This window comes from Paraburkholderia sp. JHI869, assembly GCF_038900775.1.
Lineage (GTDB): Bacteria > Pseudomonadota > Gammaproteobacteria > Burkholderiales > Burkholderiaceae > Paraburkholderia.
In genome coordinates this window covers 251,879-273,959 of the sequence record NZ_JAYMSC010000002.1, presented here as the reverse complement: position 1 = coordinate 273,959, position 22,081 = coordinate 251,879, and the positions used below count along the sequence as shown (strand labels likewise).

The 22,081-nt window shown below is 64.6% G+C and carries 19 protein-coding genes; 8 read left to right on the top strand and 11 right to left on the bottom strand.

What is annotated here, in order from left to right; all coding sequences use genetic code 11:
- The 7 genes from VSR72_RS04520 to VSR72_RS04490 all read right to left on the bottom strand — a co-directional run bounded on the left by VSR72_RS04520 (position 1) and on the right by VSR72_RS04490 (position 8,838).
- Positions 1-210 carry a DUF1656 domain-containing protein gene (locus VSR72_RS04520; protein WP_342951223.1) on the bottom strand — a complete coding sequence of 70 codons (210 nt, stop codon included), beginning with the start codon at positions 208-210 and terminating at the stop codon, positions 1-3.
- 37 nt (positions 211-247) lie between these two features.
- On the bottom strand, positions 248-2,383 hold the full coding sequence (locus VSR72_RS04515) for an FUSC family protein (RefSeq protein ID WP_342951222.1): 2,136 nt from the start codon (positions 2,381-2,383) through the stop codon (positions 248-250).
- Positions 2,384-2,400: 17 nt separating this feature from the next.
- Entirely contained in the window at positions 2,401-2,865 is a 465-nt protein-coding gene (locus VSR72_RS04510; RefSeq protein ID WP_342951221.1) for a MarR family transcriptional regulator, read from the bottom strand.
- 164 nt (positions 2,866-3,029) lie between these two features.
- Positions 3,030-3,716, bottom strand: coding sequence for an HAD family phosphatase (locus tag VSR72_RS04505; RefSeq protein ID WP_342951220.1), 687 nt, complete (start codon positions 3,714-3,716; stop codon positions 3,030-3,032).
- 237 nt (positions 3,717-3,953) lie between these two features.
- Positions 3,954-4,997 carry a sugar ABC transporter substrate-binding protein gene (locus VSR72_RS04500; RefSeq protein ID WP_342951219.1) on the bottom strand — a complete coding sequence of 348 codons (1,044 nt, stop codon included), beginning with the start codon at positions 4,995-4,997 and terminating at the stop codon, positions 3,954-3,956.
- Positions 4,998-5,117: 120 nt separating this feature from the next.
- Complete coding sequence (locus tag VSR72_RS04495; protein WP_342951218.1) at positions 5,118-7,529, bottom strand: glycoside hydrolase family 31 protein; 2,412 nt, start codon at positions 7,527-7,529, stop codon at positions 5,118-5,120.
- Between the two features lie 40 nt (positions 7,530-7,569).
- Positions 7,570-8,838, bottom strand: coding sequence for an MFS transporter (locus VSR72_RS04490; protein ID WP_342951217.1), 1,269 nt, complete (start codon positions 8,836-8,838; stop codon positions 7,570-7,572).
- A 414-nt stretch (positions 8,839-9,252) separates the two neighbouring features.
- Here VSR72_RS04490 and VSR72_RS04485 point away from each other — a divergent pair, with 414 nt between their 5' ends.
- Both VSR72_RS04485 and VSR72_RS04480 read left to right on the top strand, forming a co-directional pair.
- Positions 9,253-10,422 (top strand): porin, encoded by a 1,170-nt coding sequence (locus VSR72_RS04485; RefSeq protein WP_342951216.1) that lies wholly within the window; start codon positions 9,253-9,255, stop codon positions 10,420-10,422.
- 69 nt (positions 10,423-10,491) lie between these two features.
- Positions 10,492-11,247 carry a class I SAM-dependent methyltransferase gene (locus tag VSR72_RS04480; RefSeq protein ID WP_342951215.1) on the top strand — a complete coding sequence of 252 codons (756 nt, stop codon included), beginning with the start codon at positions 10,492-10,494 and terminating at the stop codon, positions 11,245-11,247.
- Positions 11,248-11,289: 42 nt separating this feature from the next.
- Here VSR72_RS04480 and VSR72_RS04475 read toward each other — a convergent pair whose 3' ends face one another.
- Positions 11,290-12,435 (bottom strand): alanine--glyoxylate aminotransferase family protein, encoded by a 1,146-nt coding sequence (locus tag VSR72_RS04475; protein ID WP_342951566.1) that lies wholly within the window; start codon positions 12,433-12,435, stop codon positions 11,290-11,292.
- A 346-nt stretch (positions 12,436-12,781) separates the two neighbouring features.
- Between VSR72_RS04475 and VSR72_RS04470 the strand changes: the two genes are divergently transcribed.
- Entirely contained in the window at positions 12,782-13,177 is a 396-nt protein-coding gene (locus tag VSR72_RS04470) for a PaaI family thioesterase (RefSeq protein WP_342951214.1), read from the top strand.
- Between the two features lie 104 nt (positions 13,178-13,281).
- Here the strand turns inward: VSR72_RS04470 and VSR72_RS04465 are convergent, their stop codons facing one another.
- The 3 genes from VSR72_RS04465 to VSR72_RS04455 form a co-directional block, all read right to left on the bottom strand.
- Positions 13,282-14,076 carry an ABC transporter ATP-binding protein gene (locus VSR72_RS04465; protein ID WP_342951213.1) on the bottom strand — a complete coding sequence of 265 codons (795 nt, stop codon included), beginning with the start codon at positions 14,074-14,076 and terminating at the stop codon, positions 13,282-13,284.
- A gap of 1 nt (position 14,077) precedes the next feature.
- Positions 14,078-14,974, bottom strand: a complete 897-nt coding sequence (locus VSR72_RS04460; protein WP_342951212.1) for an ABC transporter permease — start codon at positions 14,972-14,974, stop codon at positions 14,078-14,080.
- Between the two features lie 163 nt (positions 14,975-15,137).
- On the bottom strand, positions 15,138-16,127 hold the full coding sequence (locus tag VSR72_RS04455) for an ABC transporter substrate-binding protein (protein ID WP_342951211.1): 990 nt from the start codon (positions 16,125-16,127) through the stop codon (positions 15,138-15,140).
- A 1,011-nt stretch (positions 16,128-17,138) separates the two neighbouring features.
- On the opposite strand from VSR72_RS04455, the gene VSR72_RS04450 reads away from it, so the two are divergent.
- From VSR72_RS04450 to VSR72_RS04430, 5 genes are all read left to right on the top strand, one after another.
- A complete protein-coding gene (locus tag VSR72_RS04450) occupies positions 17,139-18,254 on the top strand; it encodes a branched-chain amino acid ABC transporter substrate-binding protein (protein ID WP_342951210.1) in 1,116 nt (371 codons plus the stop codon).
- 144 nt (positions 18,255-18,398) lie between these two features.
- The gene (livH, locus tag VSR72_RS04445; protein ID WP_158760308.1) at positions 18,399-19,325 is read left to right on the top strand and encodes a high-affinity branched-chain amino acid ABC transporter permease LivH; all 927 of its coding nucleotides are present in this window, start codon (positions 18,399-18,401) and stop codon (positions 19,323-19,325) included.
- A gap of 7 nt (positions 19,326-19,332) precedes the next feature.
- Entirely contained in the window at positions 19,333-20,604 is a 1,272-nt protein-coding gene (locus tag VSR72_RS04440) for a high-affinity branched-chain amino acid ABC transporter permease LivM (RefSeq protein ID WP_342951209.1), read from the top strand.
- Positions 20,601-21,371: a high-affinity branched-chain amino acid ABC transporter ATP-binding protein LivG gene (gene livG / locus VSR72_RS04435; RefSeq protein WP_133180235.1), complete on the top strand. Its 771-nt coding sequence runs from the start codon at positions 20,601-20,603 to the stop codon at positions 21,369-21,371. The genes VSR72_RS04440 and livG overlap by 4 nt, the downstream gene beginning before the upstream one ends.
- Positions 21,371-22,072, top strand: a complete 702-nt coding sequence (locus tag VSR72_RS04430; RefSeq protein ID WP_342951208.1) for an ABC transporter ATP-binding protein — start codon at positions 21,371-21,373, stop codon at positions 22,070-22,072. The genes livG and VSR72_RS04430 overlap by 1 nt, the downstream gene beginning before the upstream one ends.
- The last annotated feature ends 9 nt before the right edge of the window (positions 22,073-22,081 follow it).

Here is a 22,081-nt window from a genome sequence, read left to right as displayed (position 1 = left end):
TTATTTCACGAAGCGATGCGACACGATGACGACGGCAGCCAGCACAAACACATAAATGCCGAGATCGAAAATGGAACGATGCCACACGAGCCGGTAAAAGCCGACGCGCGCGAGCACCCTGGTGATCACGGCATTGATGAGGTATGCGATGAACATTAGCACCAGCACGGCGGGCACGAACACGCCAAAGATATCGATTTCGCCGATCATGATGCGGGTTTCGAAAAAGGATAAGAGGGATGCGCGCTCATACCGTGGCCTCCGGGTTTGAAGGCGACTGCGCCGACATAGCCGGGTAGAGCGCGAGCCGCATGCCCACGAGCGCGTGCAGCGTGTTGCTCAGCCAGCGCTGCGAGACGAGCGCACGCGGCGCAGGCTGCACATCGGCGTCGGACGCGGTGGCGGGCGGCAGTTGCGCGCGGGCATGGGCCGCGACGCGCCGCATGGCGTCGTCGATGTTCTCGCGCAGGGCGAGCGGCGCGTCCTGGCGCACGCTTTCGCGCGCGCAACGCGCGTAGTGGTCGCTCACGCCGGTAAGCACGCGGTCGATCGAATCGGTCACTTCGCTGTCGAGCTTGCGCAGCGAGCGGCGCAAATCGAGTGCATTGAGCGCGATGCGCAGATCGCGAAAGCTCTCGACCGACGGATGGCGATGCTCGTCGGAGGCTGCGAGTCGCGGAATGATCTGCATGAGCCGGTCGAGCATGCGCGAGGTGAGGTTGCGCTGATCCGCGATGGCCGTGTGCGAGGCCGAGAGCGCGACATCGCTCCAGCTCGAGCGCAACAGGCGCTTCGCTGCGAACTCGGCGCCGAACGGGCGGGTGGCGCGCGTCCACAAATAGGCGAACAAGAGGCCCGCCACGCCCGCGATATTGCTGTTGAGGAACACGAGGAAGTCGGCCTCGTAGGCGCCTTGCACGCTGATGAAGGTCGCAGTGTTCACGGCCACGAGCATCGTCACCATATTGAAAGCCGGGCGCGGGATGAGCGTGCCGATCAGGATGAACGGCCCCGCGAACAGCAGTACGAGCATGGCGAAATCGTGCACCTTGGGCAGCGCGACGAACAGGTACAGGCCCGCGAACACCACGCTCGCCGCCGTGGCAAGGAAGAAGCGGAACACGAGCGGCGCGGGCTCGTCGGACGCCGCAAAGAAGCAGCAGGCCACGGCCGCGAGCGTCACCGCGCCCGCGCCGTCGTGCCAGCCCGAACTCACCCACAGCCAGCAGGCCACGAGGATCGCACTCACGGGCACCAGGCACGAGAACAGCATGAGGCCGCGGTCGTAGAAGCGCTCGGTGCCGCCCATCCGCCAGTGGCGATAGCGCGGCCGCCATGTGCTGCCCGCTTCGTGCGCGATGAGCGCACGCAGCGCGCGGCAGTCCTGCCAGACATCGATCACCTGGCCGAGGCGCCAGAGTGCGTTGGATAGCAGTGCGCCTTGCCAGCTCGCGAGCGCGTCGCGCGCGGGCTGGAGCGCGGCGATGCGTTTGCGGAGGGTTTCCGCCGTCGCGTCGCCCGCGTCGTCGTGCATCTCGGCGGCGCGGGTGGGCAGCGGCTCGCTGAACCAGCGGGCCGCATCGTCCAGCAGGCTGTCGAGGCCTTCGGGCCAGACATTCAGGTCGCGGCGCAGCGCGATGAGCGGGTCGGCGAGCGCGGAAATCATCGGCAGAAAGAGCAGCATGCGCCCGCGCAGCGACTCGGCGCGCGCGAGGATTTCCGGGTGCGCGTGGTCGTAGCTCAACTGGCTCAGCAGGAATTCGAGCTGGTTCACCGTGGCCGCCATGCGCTGGCGGCAGGCCGAAAGCGCCTTGCCGACGATATGGCCCGAGAGCGTTTCGCTGCCGTACCAGGCGGCGTCGCGGAACCACGCGTCGGCGCGTTCGATCAGTGTGGGCGCGAGGCGGCTCGGCAGGATGTTGCTGCCCACCACGCTCGCGCAAATGATGCCGAGCGTGATTTCCTGCGTGCGCGCGATGGCCACATCGAAGATCGTGGTGGGATCGGTCACGGTGGGCAGCGCGATGAGCGGCATGGTGTAGCCCGCGAGCATGAACACATAACTGCGAGCGGTACGATCCGAGATTGCCAGATAGAGCAGCGTGCCTGTCCACGTGGCGACGATCACGCTGAAGAGCAGCGGCGTTTCGACGAAAGGCGGCACGAGCGCGATGGCGGCGGCCGCGCCGAGCGCCGTGCCGAGCGCGCGATACAGCGCCTTCGAGCGCGTGGCGCCCACGAAGGGGTTCGAGACGATGTACACGCTCGCCATCGCCCAGTAGGGACGCGGCAGCTGGAATATGAGCGCGATATAGAGCGCGAGCATCGACGCGGCGAAGGTCTTGACCGAAAAGAGCCAGTCGCGGATGGAGGGGTAGGTCATGGGGCCGCTTTCTGCTTTCAGTCGTGTAAGGCTCGGTCGGCCTGGTCTGCGGCCGGTGCTTCATTGAACGCGTTGAGCACGCGCAGCGTGGCTTCGAGGTCGGCGCGGCTCACGCCCTTGAGCACGCGCGCGCGCAGCGAACGCAGTTCGTCCTCCATGCGCTCGGTTACGGCGCGGCCTTCGCGGGTCAGCGAGATTGTCTTGGCGCGGCGGTCGTCGGGGTCCTCGTCGCGGCGCACGAGGCCGGCGGCGCAGAGCTGGTCGAGCAGGCGCACGAGCGAAGGGCCTTCTATGCCCACGTGCTCTGCGAGCGTCACCTGACGCACGGCTTCGCCAAGGCGCCCGGCGGTGAGGAGCGGCGCGGCGCACGCCTCGGAGACGTTGTATGCGGTGAGGGCGCCGTGCGTCGTGCGCCGCCATTTGCGTGCCGCCAGGACGAGCGAGCTGCTAACCGCAAGGCGTAAAGTATGAAGATTCGACATCGGCGGATGATAGCCCAAAGCGATTCGATAGCAAACTATCTTTTTCTTTCGCAGCGCCACGACTCGGATGGTATGCGAGTCGTGCGCGGCCTGCTTTCTATGTGGTGCGCGGTGATGCGCAGGGCCAACAGTGCGGGAGGAACGCGCCGCTGTTTAATAGGCGCTTAACTATTTGACCAGCGGGAAAGCAGCGCGGGAAGCTGCACCATGTCGGTGAATACGTGCGCGACGCCTGCATCGACCAGCGCCTGTGCGCTGCTGTGGCCGGGCTCGGGCGGGCTGTAGCCGAACACGGTGGCGCCCGCGGCGAGGCCCGCGCGCGCGCCCGTGACCGTATCCTCGATCACGGCACAGCGCTCGGGCGCCACGCCAAGACCGGCAGCCGCCGCGAGATAGACATCGGGATGTGGCTTGCTGCGCGGGGTTTCGTGGCCGCTGTAGACGTGACCTTCGAAGCAGTCGAGCAGGTTCACCTTGCGCAGTTGCAGTTCGACCTTGCGCCGGTCCGCGCCCGAGGCGACGGCGATGCGCCCCTGCATGGCCCCGTGCACCGCGCGCACGGCGGCGGGCGCGCCGGGAATCTCGACGAGATCGCGCTCGAGCGCCGCGTTGCGGCGCGCGCGAAAGCCTCCGAGCCAGGCATCCGTAATCGCGAAGCCCGTATGCGCCTCGATGCGCGCGGCTTCGTCTTTCACGGCCTTGCCGACGAAGATGCCCATGGCTTCGTCCACGGAGAGCGTCCAGCCAAGTTCGCCCAGCATCTGCGTGAGCACCACGTGCGTAATGCGTTCGGAGTCGACGAGAACGCCGTCACAGTCGAAGAGGATGGCGTCGAAAGGGATGGAGGACATCGTTTGCCTGCGGTTGCTTTCAGTTACCGGCGAATTGCCTGCGGATGCGGTTGCGTCATGCGGCGCGCATCCGGATCGCAGTCGGAGGACGGAAAGCGGGAACGCGCACGCAAGAGCGCGATGATAACCGGGGTCGCGTTTGCGTGGGCTTTTCGCGGGCAAATGGCTGAAGGCGCGCAGGGGCGTACAAGGGCATGCAAGGGCGGGCAAGGGCGGCCCGCCATGCGGGGTGGGGTATCAGCGGTACTGGCCGGCGTATTTTTCGACGAGCGCCACGTTGCTGCGCGTGACGAAACCGGGGCCCGTGTCGACGCCGTCGGGCGTGAAGCGCGGGGTCAGGCCGTACATCTTGATGCGCTGCTGAAATTGCGCGTTGGCCTGCAAGGCTGCAACGGCCTTGTGGATGTCGTGCGTCTTCTCCTGCTTCATGATCGCCAGCAGCGCGACCGGGATATAGCCTTGCAGGTAGGGCTGTTGATCGATCGCGAAGGCGACCGTGCCCGCCTCGATTCCCTTGTCGATCTCGGGCGTCAGGTCGAACGTCGCGAAGAAGATCTTGTTGCTGAGTCCGAGTCTCGCGATCGCGCGCATGGCGGGCACCGCCGACGTGGGCCCGAGCGCGAGCACGGCCTGCGTGCCCGGACGCTGGCGCAGCGCGGCGGAGACCTTGTTCTCGACTTCGGTCGGGTCGTTGCCGGAGTCGAGCATCGAGTCCTTCGCGTTGGCGCCGATCGCTTCGGCAAAACCGCGGCAGCGCTCGAACGACAGGGGATTGGTCACATTGTTGTTCACGCACAGAAACGACTTGATGCCGGCCGCACGGGCGCGCATGCCGGCTTCCTTGCCCGCTTCGTATTCCGGCTGGCCGATGTGCAGCAACGCGCCGAGCGCTGCGTTTTGCTGCGCGGTCCCCGAGTTGAACGTGATGACGGGAATGCCCTTGTTCACGATGGTTTTGACGCGGCTCTGAATCACGTCGAAGTCGGCAATCGTCGTCGCCACGCCGTCGTAGTTGTGGGCGGCGGCCTGCTCGAGCATGCGTACCATGTCGGAGAGGTCGCCGTTCTGCGGATTGCGATAATCGACCGTGACGCCGAAATCCTTCTGGGCGTCGGCGATGCCGTTCTTCACGACGTTCCAGAACGGATCCGCATCGGGGGCATGCGATATCACCACGAATTTGCCGTTCGCCGCCATGGCGCCCGCGCTGATTGCCACGAGCGCCATGGCGGCGATTGCGCGCGCCACTCGCTGTGTCAGTCGCTGTGTCAGTCGTCTCATGCTCGTCTCCATTGATGTTTTCGACGCCCGATCAAGCGGTCCGGGCGTATCTGCATCGTAGGGCCGAGCGGCGCGAGCGCCATGGCGCGAAAGTGTCCAGTCTGGTTATTTCCCGGTACATCAACAAAGTTCGATGACGATACGGCGCCAGCCGGCCGTCAGTTCGTTCTCGACGATGCGCCCCGCGGCCACGGCCACGCTGCGCGCCTCGCTTGCGGGCAGAAGGATTTCGGCCGTGCTTTGCTTGTGCGGCATTGCCCCGGCCACTTCGACGGCGAGCGTGAGAGTGATCGCGTCCCCTTGCGCGCTGACGATCCACTCGCCGAACGCCCCTTGCCGCCACGCCTCGGTTTCGCCATCGTCCTCCACGTAGCCGCGGCACACGCGCTCGCTGCCCGCGAAAGGCACGACGATGAACGCCCGCCGGTCGGCGCGATGCCCGAACTGCTGCTCGGCGACATTCAGCGCAATCACGCTGCCTTCGCGCACCAGCATGACGGGCCGGTCCCACGGCGCGCGCAGCGTCACGCTCTGGCCGCCCTCGAACTGGTCGCCGCTCCAGTAGCAGGTCCAGCGCGCACCGGTTGGGAGCCACACTTCGCGCTCCGTTTGCCCCGGCTCGACCACGGGCGCCGCGAGCAGCGCAGCGCCGACCATCATGTCGTCGGATTCGGCGTAGCAGCGCGCGTCAGCGGGAAACTCGGCGAAGGTCGGGCGCAGCACGGGCTCGTAGTGCATCGTCGAGTCCCAGAGCAACTGATACAGATACGGCAGCAGACGGTAGCGCAGCTTGATGAGCGCCGAAACCTGGGGCGTGAGCTGCGGGTACATCCACGGCTCGTTGACGGTGGCGTCGTCGTTCCAGGAGTGAATGGAAAAGCGCGGCATCCACACGCCGAACTGTATCCAGCGGATGAACAGTTCGGGATCGGGCGCGGGGCCCGAGAAGCCGCCGATATCGTGGCCGATGTTCGACACGCCCGAAAGCGCCAGCCCCAGGCCCATTTTCAGGTTGTAGCGCAGCGTTTCCCACGAGGTGGAGTTGTCGCCCGACCAGGTCTGCACATAGCGATGCATGCCCACGCCGCCCGAGCGCGAAACGAGGAAGGGGCGTGTATTGGGCGCGTGCTCGCGCTGCGCGTCGCGCGAGGCACGCATCATCAGCAGCGTTTGCAGGACCTTCGTTTCACGCGCGGGCCACGGCGTGCCGAAGCCGTGGACCATGGCGCGGGGCGACCAGATCTCATACTCGTTGTTGTCGTTCCAGGTGGCGGCGATGCCATAACGCAGCAGCGCGTCCTTCACGTGCTGCTTCCACCAGAGAGCGGCGGCGGGGTTCGTGAAGTCGATATACGCGCCTATTTCATCCCAGAACTGGACCCACGCCGGTTCGCCATTGCGCTCCGCGATCAGCAAGCCGTCGCGCGCGGTTTGTTCGAACTCTGGATGATCGCGCAGCAGACACGGCTTGATGTTCGCGCAGAGCTTGACGCCATTTTCCAGGTAGTCCTGAACGAAACGCGATATGTCAGGAAACTTCTCGTGATTCCAGTTGAAGACGTAGCGCTTCGCGCCGATCGACGTATAGCCCGACGACAGGTGAAACGAGTCGCAAAGCATGTCGTGCTCGCGGCAACGCTCGAGGAATTCGCCCATGCGGCGCTGCGCGTCGGGCGCGTCGGTGTAGCTCATGGTCGAGCCCGAGTAGCCGAGGCCCCACTTCGGCATGAGCGCCGGGCGGCCCGTGAGCCACGTGAAGCGCCGCACGGCCCCGAGCGGCGTTTGCGGCGAGGCGATGAAGTAGTAGTCGAGATCGCCGTGATCGGCGATGAAATGGCGGTAGGGGCCGTGATAGTTGTCCAGCTCGCGGCCCATGTCGAAGGTGCAGTCCGCGAGCGTGTCGTAGAAGAGCCCGAAACCGAGGCGCGTTTCGCGCTGCCAGGTCAAATAGAAGGGGATGTGCTTGTAGAGCGGATCGGTGGTCTCCGCGTTGTAACCCATCGCATCGACGTTGGTCATGCGGTAGCGCTGGTTCGCGCGGTCGAGCGAGCCGGCGCGTTCGCCGAGCCCCATGTACATCTCGCCCGGCAGGCGGCGCACGTAATGGTAGATGCGCTCGTCCCACCAGCCAAAGTTGCCGGCCTGCGTCGCGCGGTCTTGCAACACGCAGTGCCAGTCGCCGTCGCGACGCATCTCCCACGTGCAGTGGCCACCGGCCAGCGCAATGGTGAGCCGGATCTGCGAGGTCTCGACGCGGATCTCGTCCGGGTTGGAAAGGAATCCGAATGAAGGCAGCGTGAAGCCGCTCGCGTCGAGCCGGTCGCGGCCTTCGTAGGGAACGTCGTCGAGCCCCGGCGCAATGGCCCACGTGCGCGGCCCATGCGCACGGCCGTCCGGCAGCACGCGTACGCGCACGATATCTTCTTCGAGCACGAAGACGTCGATTGCGGCGCCCTGCGCGCTTTCGAGGCGCAGATGGTGCGCCTCATGGTTTGCGAGCGCGAACGTGGGGGGATGGAGGAGCGTTGTCATCGGTATTCCTTGTTTGTCCTGGCCGGTGCTGTATGGGGCGTCAAGCGCGCGCCAGCTTGTAGTCGCTGCGGGACTGCCCGCGGATGAGCCACACGAGCAGTGCGGCGCCGATCAGGTCGAACGCGCCGAGACTCGCGAACAGCGGGCCGTAACCCACCTTGTCGGCGAGCGCGCCGACCACCAGCGAGAAGCTCAGGCCGCCAATCCAGGCGGCCATGCCCGCGAAGCCGCTTGCCGTGCCGACTTCGCGCGGATCGAACACGTCGGCGGCGAGCGTGTTGACGAGTGCGGAGATCATCTGGTGGGCGAAGCCGCCGACGCAAAAGAGCGCGATCGCCATATACGGTGAAGCGACGAGCCCGATGCACGCGGGCCCGATCATCATGAACGCGCCGAGCACCACGCCCGCCACGCGCGACCACAACAGCGGCAACCGGAAGTGGCGCATCAGGAAGGGCGAGAGATAGCCGCCGAGAATGCCGCCCAGATCCGCGGCGACGAAGGGCAGCCATGCGAACGCGGCAATCTGCTTGAGATCCATATGGCGTTCAGTGGCCAGATAGAGCGGGATCCAGAAGCTGAAAGTCTGCCAGGCGGGTTCCGCGAAAAAACGCGGCAGCGCGATCGCCCAGAAGCGCCGCGAGGCGACGACCTCGCGCGTGCTTGCCTTGCCATGCGTGGGAGGGCGGTGTTGTCCCTTCGTGATGAACGTGCGTTCGCCCTCGCTAATGCGTGGGTGGGCGCCGGGCGCGCGATAGAGCGCGTACCAGGCGGCGGCCCAGATGAAGCCGACCGCGCCCGTCACGATGAAAGCCGTTTGCCAGCCATAGCGCAGCGAAAAGAAAATGACGACGGGCGGTGCGAGCACGGCGCCGAGCGACGTGCCCGCATTGAAGTAGCCGACTGCCACCGACTTTTGCCGGTCCGGAAACCATTCCGCCACGGCCTTCATGCCCGAGGGAATGGCGGCGGCTTCGAACAGTCCCAGCAGGCCGCGCATGGCGCCAAGCGAAAGCCAGCCCGTGGCGAAGCCATGCATGACGCCCGCCGCCGACCACAACGCGGCAAACAGCGTGAAGCCGATGCGCAAGCCCAGCAGGTCGACGATGATGCCGCAAACCGGCTGCATGATGGTGTAGCCAATCTGAAAGGCCGCGACGATATACGAATACTGCTGCGTGCTGAAGCTCAACACGTGACGGAGTTCGGGCGCGAGCACCGCCAACGAATTGCGCGCGAGGTAGTTCAGGATGGTGCCCGCGCAAACGAGGGCGATGATCCACCAGCGCAGGCCTTTGACTGTTTTCAAGTTTTGTCTCCTCCTGTTTCTCGGCGCGGTGAGGCGTTGCGCTTCGAAATCAGTTCACTGTACTAATTAAAGATGGCTTTGCACGCGGGCAATTGGTGCCGGTGCTCGTCTCCAGTTATACGATGACGCACATCTATGGATTCGCCGATGCTAAGTTTGCGCCCAACAGGTGTCAAGATGCGCGGGCAAGGCGCGTAACGTCAGCGCGCGCCTCAAGCGCTTTATATTTCTCCAGCTTGAGCGAAATCACGCCTTTGTTATGAAATGCCCGCGTACCACGGGCGGTGCGCTTGACGGCATCCAGGCGCAAATCTACGATGGCTGCGCCTTTCTGTGATGTCGGTTGTCGGATGACGTGATCGATCGGTTGCCCCGGTTGGTGGGCCAGTCCATTCAATAACATAAGGAGACCTGATGAAAGCGCACGACAAACTGCGCGGCGCCCTGCTTGCGGCAGCACTCTGCGAGATGGCGTCCGTTCAAGCGCAATCCAATGTGACGTTATACGGCGTGGTCGACGATGCAATCAGCTACGTCAACAACCAGAACGGCAGCTCGAATGTCTATCTGCGGCAGGGAAACCTTTACGCCTCCAAGTTTGGACTTCGCGGCAGTGAAGATCTGGGCGGCGGCACCCGCGCGATCTTCGATCTTCAGGCGGGCTTCGATGCGAACACGGGCGCCGCATCGTCGGCCGGGCTGCTCTTCAACCGGCAGGCCTACGCAGGTCTCGCCAACGACACCTACGGTACGCTCACGATGGGCCGCCAGTACACGCCCTACATGCTTTTCGTCGGGCCGCTCGCCTCGAGCAACTGGACCACGGGCGCGACCGGCGCCCACCCCGGCGACTATGACAGCCTCGACACGACAGTGCGCATCAACAGTGCGCTCACCTATACATCCCCCATGTTCAAGGGCGTGAGCGCAAGCGTGCTGTACGGCTTCAGCGGCATAGCCGGCAGCCCTGGCGCGGGGCAGAGCCTGAGCGCCGCGCTGCGCTATACGGGAGGCCCGCTGAGCCTCGCGGCCGGCTATCTGCGCCTCAATAACACGGGGCGCACGCAAAATTTCGATCCGAACGCGTCGGGCTCGTTTGCCGTTTCGGCGGTGAATCGCGGCTACGCTTCGGCGCGCGCGGTGCAGAACATCGCCGCGGCGGGCAACTACACGCTGGGCGACTTTACGTTCGGCTTGAACTACACCAATGTGCAATACCTCGCGGGCGGCACCGCCGGGTTCGCGAATACTGCCGTGTTCAATACCTATGGCGCGCTGGCGGCATGGCGCGCGACGCCTGCGTTCGATCTAGCGGGCGCGTTCTCGTACACGCTCGCCGCGAAGGCGAACGGCATCACGAACGCGGCGCGCTATCGGCAATACTCGTTGCGCGAGTCGTGGCATCTTTCGAAACGCACCACGCTCTATGCGTTGCAGGCGTATCAGCGCGCGAGCGGGCAGACGCTCGGCGCAACGGGCGCTATAACTGGCGCCGCGGCAACCGTGGGCGACTCGCAGAACGCGACGCCTTCGTCGACGAACGCACAGTTCGTCGGCATGGCGGGGATTTCGGTGCTGTTCTAGAGAGGGGCGTTGGTGGGCGAGCGAGAAACGGTGGACAATAGCGTACCCAATCGCCATCCAGCCGCTCTGATGTCCACCGACGACAAGAACCCCACCGCATCCAATGAACCTCCCGGCCGCGCCAGCTACACGCAGTTCGCGCAACGCTACGCCGAGCAGGCTCCCGTCAAGCCGCACAACGCGCTCTATGAACGGCCCGCCACGCGCTCGCTGCTAGGCGCGGTGGCGGGGCTCGACGTGCTCGACGCGGGCTGCGGGCCAGGCATCGTGAGCGCGGAACTGGCGGGCGAAGGGGCGCGCGTGCAGGCCTTCGACGTCACGCCCGCCATGGTCGACCTGGCGAAGACGCGTTGCGCGGGACTCGCGGTCGAGATCGTACAGGGCGACCTCGCGCGGCCACTCGACTGGCTCGCGAGTGCTTCGGTCGACCGCATCGTGTGCTCGCTGGCGCTCGACTACGTGGAGCACCTCACGCCCACTTTTCAGGAGTTTCATCGCGTGGCGCGCCCCGGCGCGGTACTGGTATTTTCGATGTCGCATCCCATGCGCGACTGGATCGACACGCGCACGCGCGGTTCGCGCACCTACTTCGAGACGACGCGATTCGGCCTGCACTGGGGCGGCTTCGGCGAGCCGAAGCCGTGGGTGGAAGCCTTCAGGCGCCCGCTTGCCGATATCTTCAACGCACTCATGGAAACGGGCTGGGTCATCGATCGCGTGCTGGAGCCCGTGCCTCAGCCGGAAATGAAGGCAGTGTCGCCGGCGCTGCACGCAGAACTGGTGCAGGCCCCGGCGTTCATCTGCGTCCGCGCGCGGCGCGTTTGAGTTGTTGAGCGGCCGCGCGGTGCGTCAAGCCGCTTGAAGCGCTTAACGTCGCGCTTCGCGTGAGTTCGCCGAAAGCGACTCTTCGAGCGCGGCAACCCCGGCGGGCAGATCGACCTTCACGCCAAGATCGCTCATCGTGCGGCCTAGCGCGTGCACGGTGCGAAAGAGATTGTGCTCGCGGCACTGCTCGCCCATCTGCCCGATGCGAACGATCGGGAGACCGAACGATCCGGCAATCTCCACCTGGTATTGCTGCGAGATGTGGTTGCACACCTCGCGCGCGCTCACGCCCTCGGGCAGCCCGATGCCGACCACGGAGTTCAGGCGGCACGTTTGCGGCGTATAGAGTGCGAGGCCCAGCGCGCTCACGCCGCTTTGCAGCGCGAGCGAGCAGCGCAGGTGGCGCGCAAAGCGCTTTTCGAGCGTTTCCGTGCACACGAGGCGCAGCGCCTCGTGCAGCGCCAGCACGCCCGAGACGGGCGCGGTGTAGTGATAGCCGGCGTTGTGCCAGAAGTTTTCGGCGAGCATGGCGTCGAGACACCAGTGGGTGTTCGGCGCGGTGCGCGTGCGCACGCGTTCCCATGCGGCGTCCGAGAAGGCGATGAGCGAGACGCCCGGGATCGACGAGAGGCCCTTTTGGCCGCCCGTGATCACGACGTCGATGCCCCAGGCGTCCATTTCCAGCGGCATGGTGCTGAGCGTGCAGACGGCGTCCACGACCACGAGCGCGCCGGCGGCCTTGGCGAGCTGCACGATTTCCTTGAGTTCGCGGTTCCATACCGTGTTCGACGTTTCGCCGTGCACGATCGTGACGACCGCCGGGCGCGTGCGCTCGATGGCCTGCGCCACGGCGTCGAGCGAGGCGATCTCGCGGTCGGCTACGTCGAGTGTGGTGACCTCGGCGCCCACGCGGCCCGCCATTTCGGCCATGCGCTGGCTGAAGAAGCCGTTGACGATGGAGAGCACGCGGGTGCCTGGCCACGCGAGGTTCGAGATCGCCATTTCCATGGCGGCCGAGCCTGGGCCAGCCACGCCGAGCACCCAGTTTGAGCGTGTCTGGAACACGTAGCGCGCCATCGTCTTCACCTGGTGAATGACGCGCGCCATGGTGTCGCCGAGGTGATTGATGACGACGGTATTGGCCTTGGCCACGGCGTCGGGAATCGGCACGGGGCCCGCGCCCATCATGAGGAGCGGCTCCTCGGGCAGGATGCGGTCGAGCGTATCGACAGTGGGGCAAGGCACGGGCGCGGCCTCGGCCGCCGCCGCCGCGGCGGTGCGCGAAGGGGTCAGCGGATCGGGGCGGAGCGCGTTGTCGTTCATCTTGGGTACCTTGATTTACCGGAAGTGGTTGTATGAGAAGGCGCGCTTGGGGCGCCATCAGGCAGTGTTGTGCGGCGCGGCAGCGCTGGCCATGTACAGTTGCGCGGAATTTCGCTGAACAGTCGCACGGCCGGCCACGCGGCCCGCTGCGGCATTGCGGCAGCCACCCTATAATCGAACGCATCGCCAGATAATGCAAGGAAGGCAGCGTATGTCGCAATTCGCCGTGGACAATCCGTTTCTTGAAACGCTCGGTGTGAGCGTCGCGCAGTGGCGCGAGGGCTACGCGGAACTCGTCATGCCCATCGACGCCTCGAAGCTCAATCGCCAGGGTGTGCTGCAAGGCGGCGCGATTGCCACGCTGCTCGACGCCGCGGCCGGTTATGCCGGGCTCTTCGCGCCGGTCGGCGAGCCGCCGCGTCATGGCTTCACGCTCTCGCTCACGACCAACTACCTCGATAAGGGGCTAGGCCAGTTCGTGCGCGCGAAGGGGTTTCTGGAGCGTGGCGGCCGCTCGATCTTCTTTGCGCGCGCGGAAGCGTGGGTGGACGACCGCCTGCTGATCGCGAGCGCGCAGGGGACGTTCAAGTATTCGAAAACGTCCTGACGCCAGCGGTGATCTATTAAGTCGGAATCCGAATTAATCGGATGGAAAAGAAAGCGCCCGCCACCTCGAACGAGGGGCGGGCTTTTTAGTGCCTCTTTGTCTTTTTACCCCAGCAGCAGCGCGTCGTCGTCGAGCTTCTCGTGGCGGTTCTGCTCGAACATGCGCAGCAGGTCCGGCACGTCGAGGCCGCGGCGTGCCTCGCCCGACACGTCGAGCACCACCTGGCCCTGATGCAGCATCACCGTGCGCTGGCCGTAGTCGAGCGCCTGGCGCATGCTGTGCGTGACCATCATGGTCGTGAGCTTCGCCTCTTCCACGATACGCGCAGTCAGTTCCAGCACGAACGCAGCCGTTTTCGGATCGAGCGCCGCCGTGTGCTCGTCGAGCAGCAGGATGCGCGAAGGCTGCAGCGACGCCATCAGCAGACTCACCGCCTGACGCTGGCCGCCAGAGAGCAGGCCGATACGATCGGTCAAACGATTTTCCAGACCCAGATTCAAGAGGCGCAGCTTCGCGCGAAACAGCTCGCGGTCCTGCTTTTTCAGCGCGGGTCCGAAGCCGCGGCGCTTGCCGCGCGCCATCGCGAGCGCCATGTTTTCTTCGATGGTGAGCGCCTCGCAGGTGCCGGCCATCGGGTCCTGGAACACGCGTGCGACGAGATGCGCGCGGTCCCATGCCTGTTTCTTCGTGACGTCCTGGCCGTCGATGGTGATCGTGCCGCCATCCACCCTCTGGTCGCCGCTGATCGCGTTGAGGAAGGTGGACTTGCCCGCGCCGTTCGAACCGATCACGGCCACGAACTGGCCGCTCGGGATTTCGAGCGTGAGGCCGCGCAGCGCGCGCGTTTCGATCGGCGTGCCGGGGTTGAAAGTCAGTTTGAGGTCTTTGGCGCTGAGCATGTCATGCCCTCCCGTTCTTGCGGCCGAACAGCTTCTTGCGCGTGGCAGGCAGCACGAGCGCGAACGTCACGAGCACGGCGGTCACGAGGTTCAGGTCCTGCGCCTTGAGGCCGATGAAGTCGCTATTGAGAGCGAGCGCAATGAAGAAGCGATAAAGAATCGCGCCGAGCACGGCGGCGAGCGTGGTGAGCATGAGCCGGCGCGCGGGCAGGATGCTCTCGCCGATGATCACGGCCGCAAGGCCGATCACGATGGTGCCGATGCCCATCGAAATGTCCGAGCCGCCCTGGGTTTGCGCGAAGAGTGCGCCAGCCAGCGCGACGAGCGCGTTGGAGAGCGCCATGCCGGCGAGCGTCGCGCGGCCCGTGGCGATGCCCTGCGCGCGCGCCATGCGCGGGTTCGCGCCCGTTGCGCGCAGCGCGAGACCGTATTGCGACGAGAAGAACCAGTCCAGGCCGAACTTCGCGGCCAGCACGACGACCAGCAGCGCGAGTGGGCGCAGCACGTAGTCGGGCAGCCACGCGGGCTGGATGATCGTGAATACCGTGGCTTCGGAAATGAGCGGTACGTTCGGCGCGCCCATCACGCGCAGGTTGATCGAGTAGAGCGCGATCATCATCAGGATGCTCGCGAGCAGATCCATGATTTTCAGGCGCACGTTGAGCCAGCCGGTGATGAAGCCGGCGATTGCGCCCGCAACGATCGCACAGGCGGTAGCGAGAAACGGATCGTGACCGGCGGCGATGAGCGTGGCCGCCACGGCGCCGCCCAGCGGGAAGCTACCGTCGACGGTGAGATCGGGGAAGTTGAGGATGCGAAACGAGATCAGCACCCCGAGGGCCACGAGACTGAAGATCAAGCCGATCTCGAGCGCGCCCAGAAGCGAGTAGAGGGACATGGAGAAGGATCCTGTTGCGGTCTGCGGCGGCGGTGCGCCGCAGTCGACGCGCGGCGCACCGCCCGGTTGGGGCGGTGCGCCGTCGCATACGTAAGCGGCCTTTATCGGGCCTGGCAGTGTGACTGCGTGCGATGCGCCGTGTCGGCGCCCACCTGTGCGGTGCTTACTTCACGACCGTGGTCGCGTCCTTGAGCAGGTCGGCCGAGAGCGTCACGCCTTGCTTCTGCGCGGCGGCCGGATTCACGAACAGTTGCAGCTTGCTGCTGGTTTCCGAGGCAATCGCGCCCGGCTTCTCGCCCTTGAGAATACGCACGACGACCTTGCCCGTTTGATGGCCGAGGTCGCTGTAATCGATGCCGAGCGCGGCGATGGCGCCGCGCTTCACGCTGTCCGTATCCGAGGCGACGAGCGGGATCTTCGCGTCGTTGGCGACCTTCACGAGCGCTTCGTACGCCGAAACCACGTTGTTGTCGGTGTTCGTGTAGATCACGTCGACCTTGCCGATCAGACTCTTCGCAGCGGCGCCGATGTCCACGGTGCGCGGCGCGGCGGCTTCCTTGAGCGTCATGCCCTGCTGCGCGAGCAGTGCCTTGAGCGCCTTCACGACCACGACCGAATTCGCTTCACCAGGGTTGTAGACCATGCCGACGGTTTTCGCGTTGGGCACGACACGCTTGATGAGCGCGACCTGCTTGTCGAGTGGCAGCTTGTCGGAAACGCCGGTTACGTTCGTGCCGCTCGGCGTCCACGTCTTGACGAGTTGCGCGGCCACCGGGTCGGTCACGCCCGAGTACACCACGGGCACGGACTTCGTTGCGGCAACAACGGCTTGCGCCGAGGGCGTGGCGATGGCGACGATCGCGCTCGGGTTGTCGCCCACGAACTTGCGCGCGATCTGCGCGGCGGTGCCCGTGTTGCCCTGCGCGCTCTGGTATTCCCACTTGAGGTTCTTGCCGGCGTCGTAGCCCGCGGCCTTGAGTTCGTCGCGCACGCCGTCGCGGATCGCGTCGAGCGCGGGGTGCTCGACGATCGACAGCACTTCGACGGTCGCGGTTTCGGCGGCGCGTGCGGCGCCCGAAGTCAGCGCGAGTGCGGCGGCGCTGGCGATCAGGGAAAGGGTGGCGGCAACGGCTGCCTGCTTGAAGGTCTTCATTCTCTTTGATCTCCCCCGAGTGCTGGGTTCTTGCGGTTTTTTCGGATCTGCACGGTGCGGCGTCGCCGGCTTCACGCGTGGCGCGAGAGCACGCGGCATGCGCCGTGGTGGTGCATGCGGGCGCGGCGAGGGAGCGAGGATACCACCGACTCTTGCGGGGCTGGAACGCGCTAGCAGGTCAGTGAGGCGGGCGCGCGACGGTGTCGCAGGGATTAATTCGAGATTGCGCGATCCGATTATGGGAAAACTTTCCGCTTAGGCGAAAGTTTTCTCGTTTTCGGATTGGAAAGGGGAGTGCGGAGACGGTGAAATATTTATGGGGTCGGTACAGTAATCACGAAAAATCATTTTAAGATGAATGTAATATTTGTCTTTGTAAATCAACGATTTGGCGCATTTTGCATTTAGGGTATTCCCGGTATGTGGATAATATGCTCGGCGCCTTTTGGGTGAAAATTAGTTAATTTCAGATTTTATAAATCGATATGATTCATCGATGAGATTTCGCTTAAAATTAAAATAGCAATCGGGTGCATGTAAAAATCAAAAAAACCGTTGTTCCACACACCCGCACCAGCTGGTCATCTCAGCGGGAAGTGCGCACTGTAGCCCGCCAGGAAGGCCATTTTCCCGAGCCTTTTCAAGCGCTTTTCCAAATTACCCTCAATTGACCGATGTCAAAACTCAAGTCGATATCCGAAAAAACCCTTAGTTGCCGTTAAAACGGATTATTGATAGCATCCGCGGGTCGCTGATTCAGGCCGGTCCACCTTACCGGTACGAATTGCAGCGAACGGGGCAGGCGGATCGCTTGCGCAACAGAGTCTGTAACTCAGCAGTCTCTCCGAACTCAGCCGCCTACCAGGGCGCTGATACACGCCGGGCCCCGTCACGTCTTTTTCTCTTGGTGCTCGTCGTGGTTGTTCCCCATTGAATGTCATTGGGGCGCTGTTCGTTTGCGCAGGTCATTCCGTCTGACCGGTTGACCCGAAAACAATCGAGGAGCTCCTGATGACGTTGTCCCGCCTTACCGCTGTTTCTCTCGCCGCCGCGCTGCTCGCTTTTGGTGCATCCGCAAACGCCGACACCGTGAAGATCGCCATTGCCGGCCCGTTCAGCGGCCCGGTCGCCCAGTACGGCGACATGGTCAAGGCGGGCGCGCTGACTGCCATCGAGCAGATCAACGCCGCTGGCGGTGTGAACGGCAACAAGCTCGAAGCCGTCCTGATGGACGACTCGTGCGAGCCGAAGCAGGCTGTCGCCGTCGCCAACAAGATCGTGTCGCAGCACATCCAGTACGTGGTCGGCCACGTCTGTTCGGGCTCGACGATTCCCGCTTCGGACATCTACGAGAACGAAGGCGTCGTGATGGTCACGCCGTCCGCCACCGCGCCGCAGCTGACCGAAGGCAAGAAGCGCCAGTTCATCTTCCGCACCATCGGCCGCGACGACCAGCAAGGTCCGGCTGCCGCTGCCTACATCATCAACAAGGTCAAGCCGAAGAAGGTCGCGATCCTGCACGACAAGCAGTCGTACGGCCAGGGCATCGCCACGTCGGTGAAGGCTGCGCTCGACAAGGCGCACATTCCTGTTGTCGTGTTCGAAGGGATCAACGCTGGTGATTCGGACTACTCCGCAGTTGTCACGAAGCTCAAGTCGCAAGGCGTGGATTTCGTCTACTTCGGCGGCTATCACCCGGAAATGGGCCTGCTCATGCGCCAGTCGCGTGAACAGGGCGTGAAGGCCACGTTCATGGGTCCGGAAGGCGTGGGCAACAAGGACGTGACGGCCATCGCCGGCCCGGCTTCGGAAGGCATGCTCGTCACGCTGCCCGCCGACTTCGCTTCGGACCCCGCCAACGCCAAGCTCGTGAAGGCATTCGCCGACGCCAAGCGCGACGCGAACGGCCCGTTCCAGATGCCGGCTTACGCCGCGGTTGAAGTGATCGCCGACGGCATTGCCGGCGCGAAGAGCACGGACCCGACCAAGGTCGCGGCCTACCTGCACAAGAACGCGTTCAACACGCCGATCGGCAAGGTCGAGTACGACGCACAGGGCGACCTGAAGTCGTTCCGCTTCGTCGTCTACACGTGGCACAAGGACGCCACCAAGACCGCCGCGAACTGATTCCGGCGCTGCACGCTGCATACGCCCCGCCTTTTCGCGGCGGGGCGTTTTTATAGCGGTTGTGCGCGCAACGAAAGTAACAGGTCAGTTTCAAAGGTCCCCTCAAAGGTCTCTCATCGGCTTCACGGCCGCGGGGCTTAAAGCATGAATGATTTTCTTCCGCAGTTCACCCAGCAGCTCGTCAACGGGCTCACGCTGGGTGCGATCTATGCGCTGATCGCCATTGGCTACACGATGGTCTACGGCATCATCGGCATGATCAACTTCGCTCACGGCGAGATCTACATGATCGGCGCCTATGTGGGCCTCGTCACGCTCACGGCCATCGGCACCTCGGCGGGTTATCCGCTGCCGCTCGTGCTGGGCGCGGCGCTCATCGTCTCGGTGCTCGTGACCGGGCTCTACGGTTTTGCGGTCGAGCGCGTGGCGTATCGGCCGCTGCGCGGCGGGCCGCGCCTCGTGCCGCTCATCTCCGCCATCGGCATGTCGATCTTTCTGCAGAACTACGTGCAGATCGGGCAGGGCGCGCGTGACGTGTCCGTGCCGATGCTCATTTCCGGCGCGCTCGACTTCAACATGGGCGGCAACTTCGAAGTGACGATTCCGTACGCGCGCATGCTGATCGTCGGCGTGACGCTCGTGCTGATGATCGCGCTCACGCTCTTCATTTCGCGCTCGCGCATGGGCCGCGCGTGCCGCGCCTGCGCGGAAGACATGAAGATGGCCAACCTGCTCGGCATCGACACGAACCGCGTGATCTCGTTCACGTTCGTGCTCGGCGCGATGCTCGCGGCCGTCGGCGGCGTGCTGATCGGTCTTACGATCGGCAAGCTCAATCCGTATATCGGCTTCATTGCGGGCATCAAGGCGTTTACGGCGGCGGTGCTAGGCGGCATCGGCAGCATTCCGGGCGCGATGCTCGGCGGCGTGCTGCTCGGCCTCGCCGAAACCTTCGCCTCGGGCTACATGCCTGCGGAGTACAAGGACGTCGTGGCCTTTGGCCTGCTCGTGCTCGTGCTGCTCTTCCGTCCCACCGGCCTGCTCGGCAAGCCGGACGTCGAAAAGGTGTGAGGTCGAAATGAGTCAGACTGTTTCGGTTCGTGTGGCCTCGCAAGGCCAGTCCTCCTCGCAAACGGTGAAGGGCGCGCTTGCCGCCGCCGTGGCGACCATCATCCTCACGGCGCCCATTCTCGGCCTGCAGCTCACGCTGGATGGCTATCAGGTCGTGCTCCAGCAGCACTGGCGCCCCGTGTGGATCGCGGCCGCCGTGGTGTTCGTGTTCCAGCTCGTCAAGCCGATGTTTGTGCGCGCAACGAGTAACGTGCGCTTGCCTAAGGCGCCCGCGCTCGGCGCGCGCCAGCAGCGCGTGGCGATCTGGGTGCTGCTCGCGTTCGGCGCGGTGTTCCCGTTCATGGGTTCGCGCGGCTCGATCGACGTGGCCACGCTCGCGCTCATCTACGTGATTCTCGGCCTCGGCCTCAACATCGTGGTGGGCTTCGCGGGTCTGCTCGACCTCGGCTACGTGGGCTTTTACGCGGTGGGCGGCTATACCTATGCGCTGCTCAACCAGTACTTCGGCTTCACGTTCTGGGAATGCCTGCCGCTCGCAGCGCTCGCTGCTGCGACGTTCGGTTTCGTGCTCGGCTTCCCGGTGCTGCGCCTGCGCGGCGACTATCTCGCCATCGTCACGCTCGGTTTCGGCGAGATCATCCGCCTGTTGCTCAACAACCTCACGAGCATCACGGGCGGCCCGGACGGGATCTCCAGCATTCCGAAGCCCACTGTGTTCGGCTTCGAAATGGCCCGCCACGCGAGCGTGGAAGGCGCGAAGACGTTCAACGAGCTGATCGGCATCGAGTACAGCGGCGAGCACATGGTGATCTTCCTGTATCTGCTCGCGCTCGTGCTGGTGGCGTTCACGCTGTTCGTCACGAGCCGCCTCTTGCGCATGCCGATGGGCCGCGCGTGGGAAGCGCTGCGCGAAGATGAGATCGCATGCCGCTCGCTCGGTCTGAACCCTACGCGCATCAAGCTTTCCGCGTTCACGCTGGGCGCGTCGTTCGCGGGTCTCGCCGGTGCGTTCTTCGCGGCGCGCCAGGGCCTCGTCACGCCCGAGTCGTTCACCTTCATCGAATCGGCGCTCATTCTCGCGGTGGTGGTGCTGGGCGGCATGGGCTCGCAGTTGGGCGTCGTGCTTGCCGCGATCCTGCTCACGGCCCTGCCCGAAGTGGCGCGCGGCTTTGCCGAGTACCGCATGCTGATCTTCGGTCTGGTGATGGTGCTGATGATGATGTGGCGTCCGCAGGGCCTGTTGCCCGCGAGCCGTCCGCACGTGGAGTTGCCGCAATGAGCGCACAAGCGTTGTTGAAAGTAGCAGGCCTGCAGATGCGCTTCGGCGGTCTGCTGGCTGTGGACGGCATCGACTTCGACGTGCGTCCGAACGAGGTGTTCGCCATCATCGGGCCGAACGGCGCGGGCAAGACCACGGTGTTCAACTGCGTGGGCGGTTTCTACAAGCCGACCGCGGGCGACATCGTTCTGGAAGGCCACGCCATTACCGGCCAGCCGAGCCACCAGGTCGCACGCCGCGGCCTCGTGCGCACGTTCCAGAATATTCGTCTCTTCAAGCAGTTGACGGTGCTGGAAAACCTCATGGTTGCGCAGCACCTGAAGGTGAACCGCAACATGCTGAGCGGCCTGTTCGCGACGCCTGCGTACCGCCGCGCCGAACGCGCTGCGCTCGAGCGCGCTGCGTACTGGCTCGAACGCGTGGGCCTGAAGCAGGTCGCGAACCGCGAGGCGGGCACGCTGTCGTACGGCCATCAACGCCGGCTCGAAATCGCGCGCTGCATGATCACCGACCCGCGTCTTTTGATGCTCGACGAACCCGCGGCAGGTTTGAATCCGCAGGAGAAGGTCGAGTTGCAGCAGATGGTGGACGGCTTGCGCAACGAGTTCGGAATCTCCGTACTCCTGATCGAGCACGACATGAGCCTCGTGATGGGCGTGTCGGACCGCATCCTGGTGATGGAGCACGGCAAGCCGATCATGATCGGCAAGCCCGATGAAGTGCGCAACGACCCGCGCGTGATCAAAGCCTATCTCGGAGAGGACTGATGCTGAAGCTGGAAAAGGTCCATACCCACTACGGCGCGGTCGAAGCGCTGGCGGGCGTGTCGATCGAAGTGAACAAGGGCGAGATCGTCACGCTCATCGGCAGCAACGGCGCCGGCAAGACCACGCTCATGATGACCGTGTGCGGCACGCCGCGCGCTTCTGCGGGGAAGGTGACGTTCGAAGGCGAGGACATCACGCGCATGCCCACGCACGAGATCATGCGCAAGGGCATGGCGATTTCGCCGGAAGGCCGCCGCGTGTTCCCGAGCCTCACGGTGCTCGAAAACTTGCAGATGGGCGGTTTCTTCGCCTCGCAGCACGAGATCGACGCAGGCGTCGAGCACGTGTTCGAGCTGTTTCCGCGTCTGAACCAGCGTGCGAAACAGCGCGCGGGCACGATGTCGGGCGGCGAGCAGCAGATGCTCGCCATTGGCCGCGCGCTCATGAGCAAGCCGCGTTTGCTGCTGCTCGACGAACCCACGCTCGGTCTCGCGCCGCTCGTGATCGCGCAGATTTTCGACATCATCCGCACGATCCGCGAGGAAGGTGTGACGGTGTTCCTCGTCGAGCAGAACGCGAACAAGGCGCTGCACGTGGCCGATCGCGGCTATGTGCTGGAGACGGGGCGCGTGGTGCTCGCCGATAGCGCCGACAATCTGCTCGCCAACGACAATATCAAGCGCGCCTATCTGGGCGGTTGATCGTCGCGG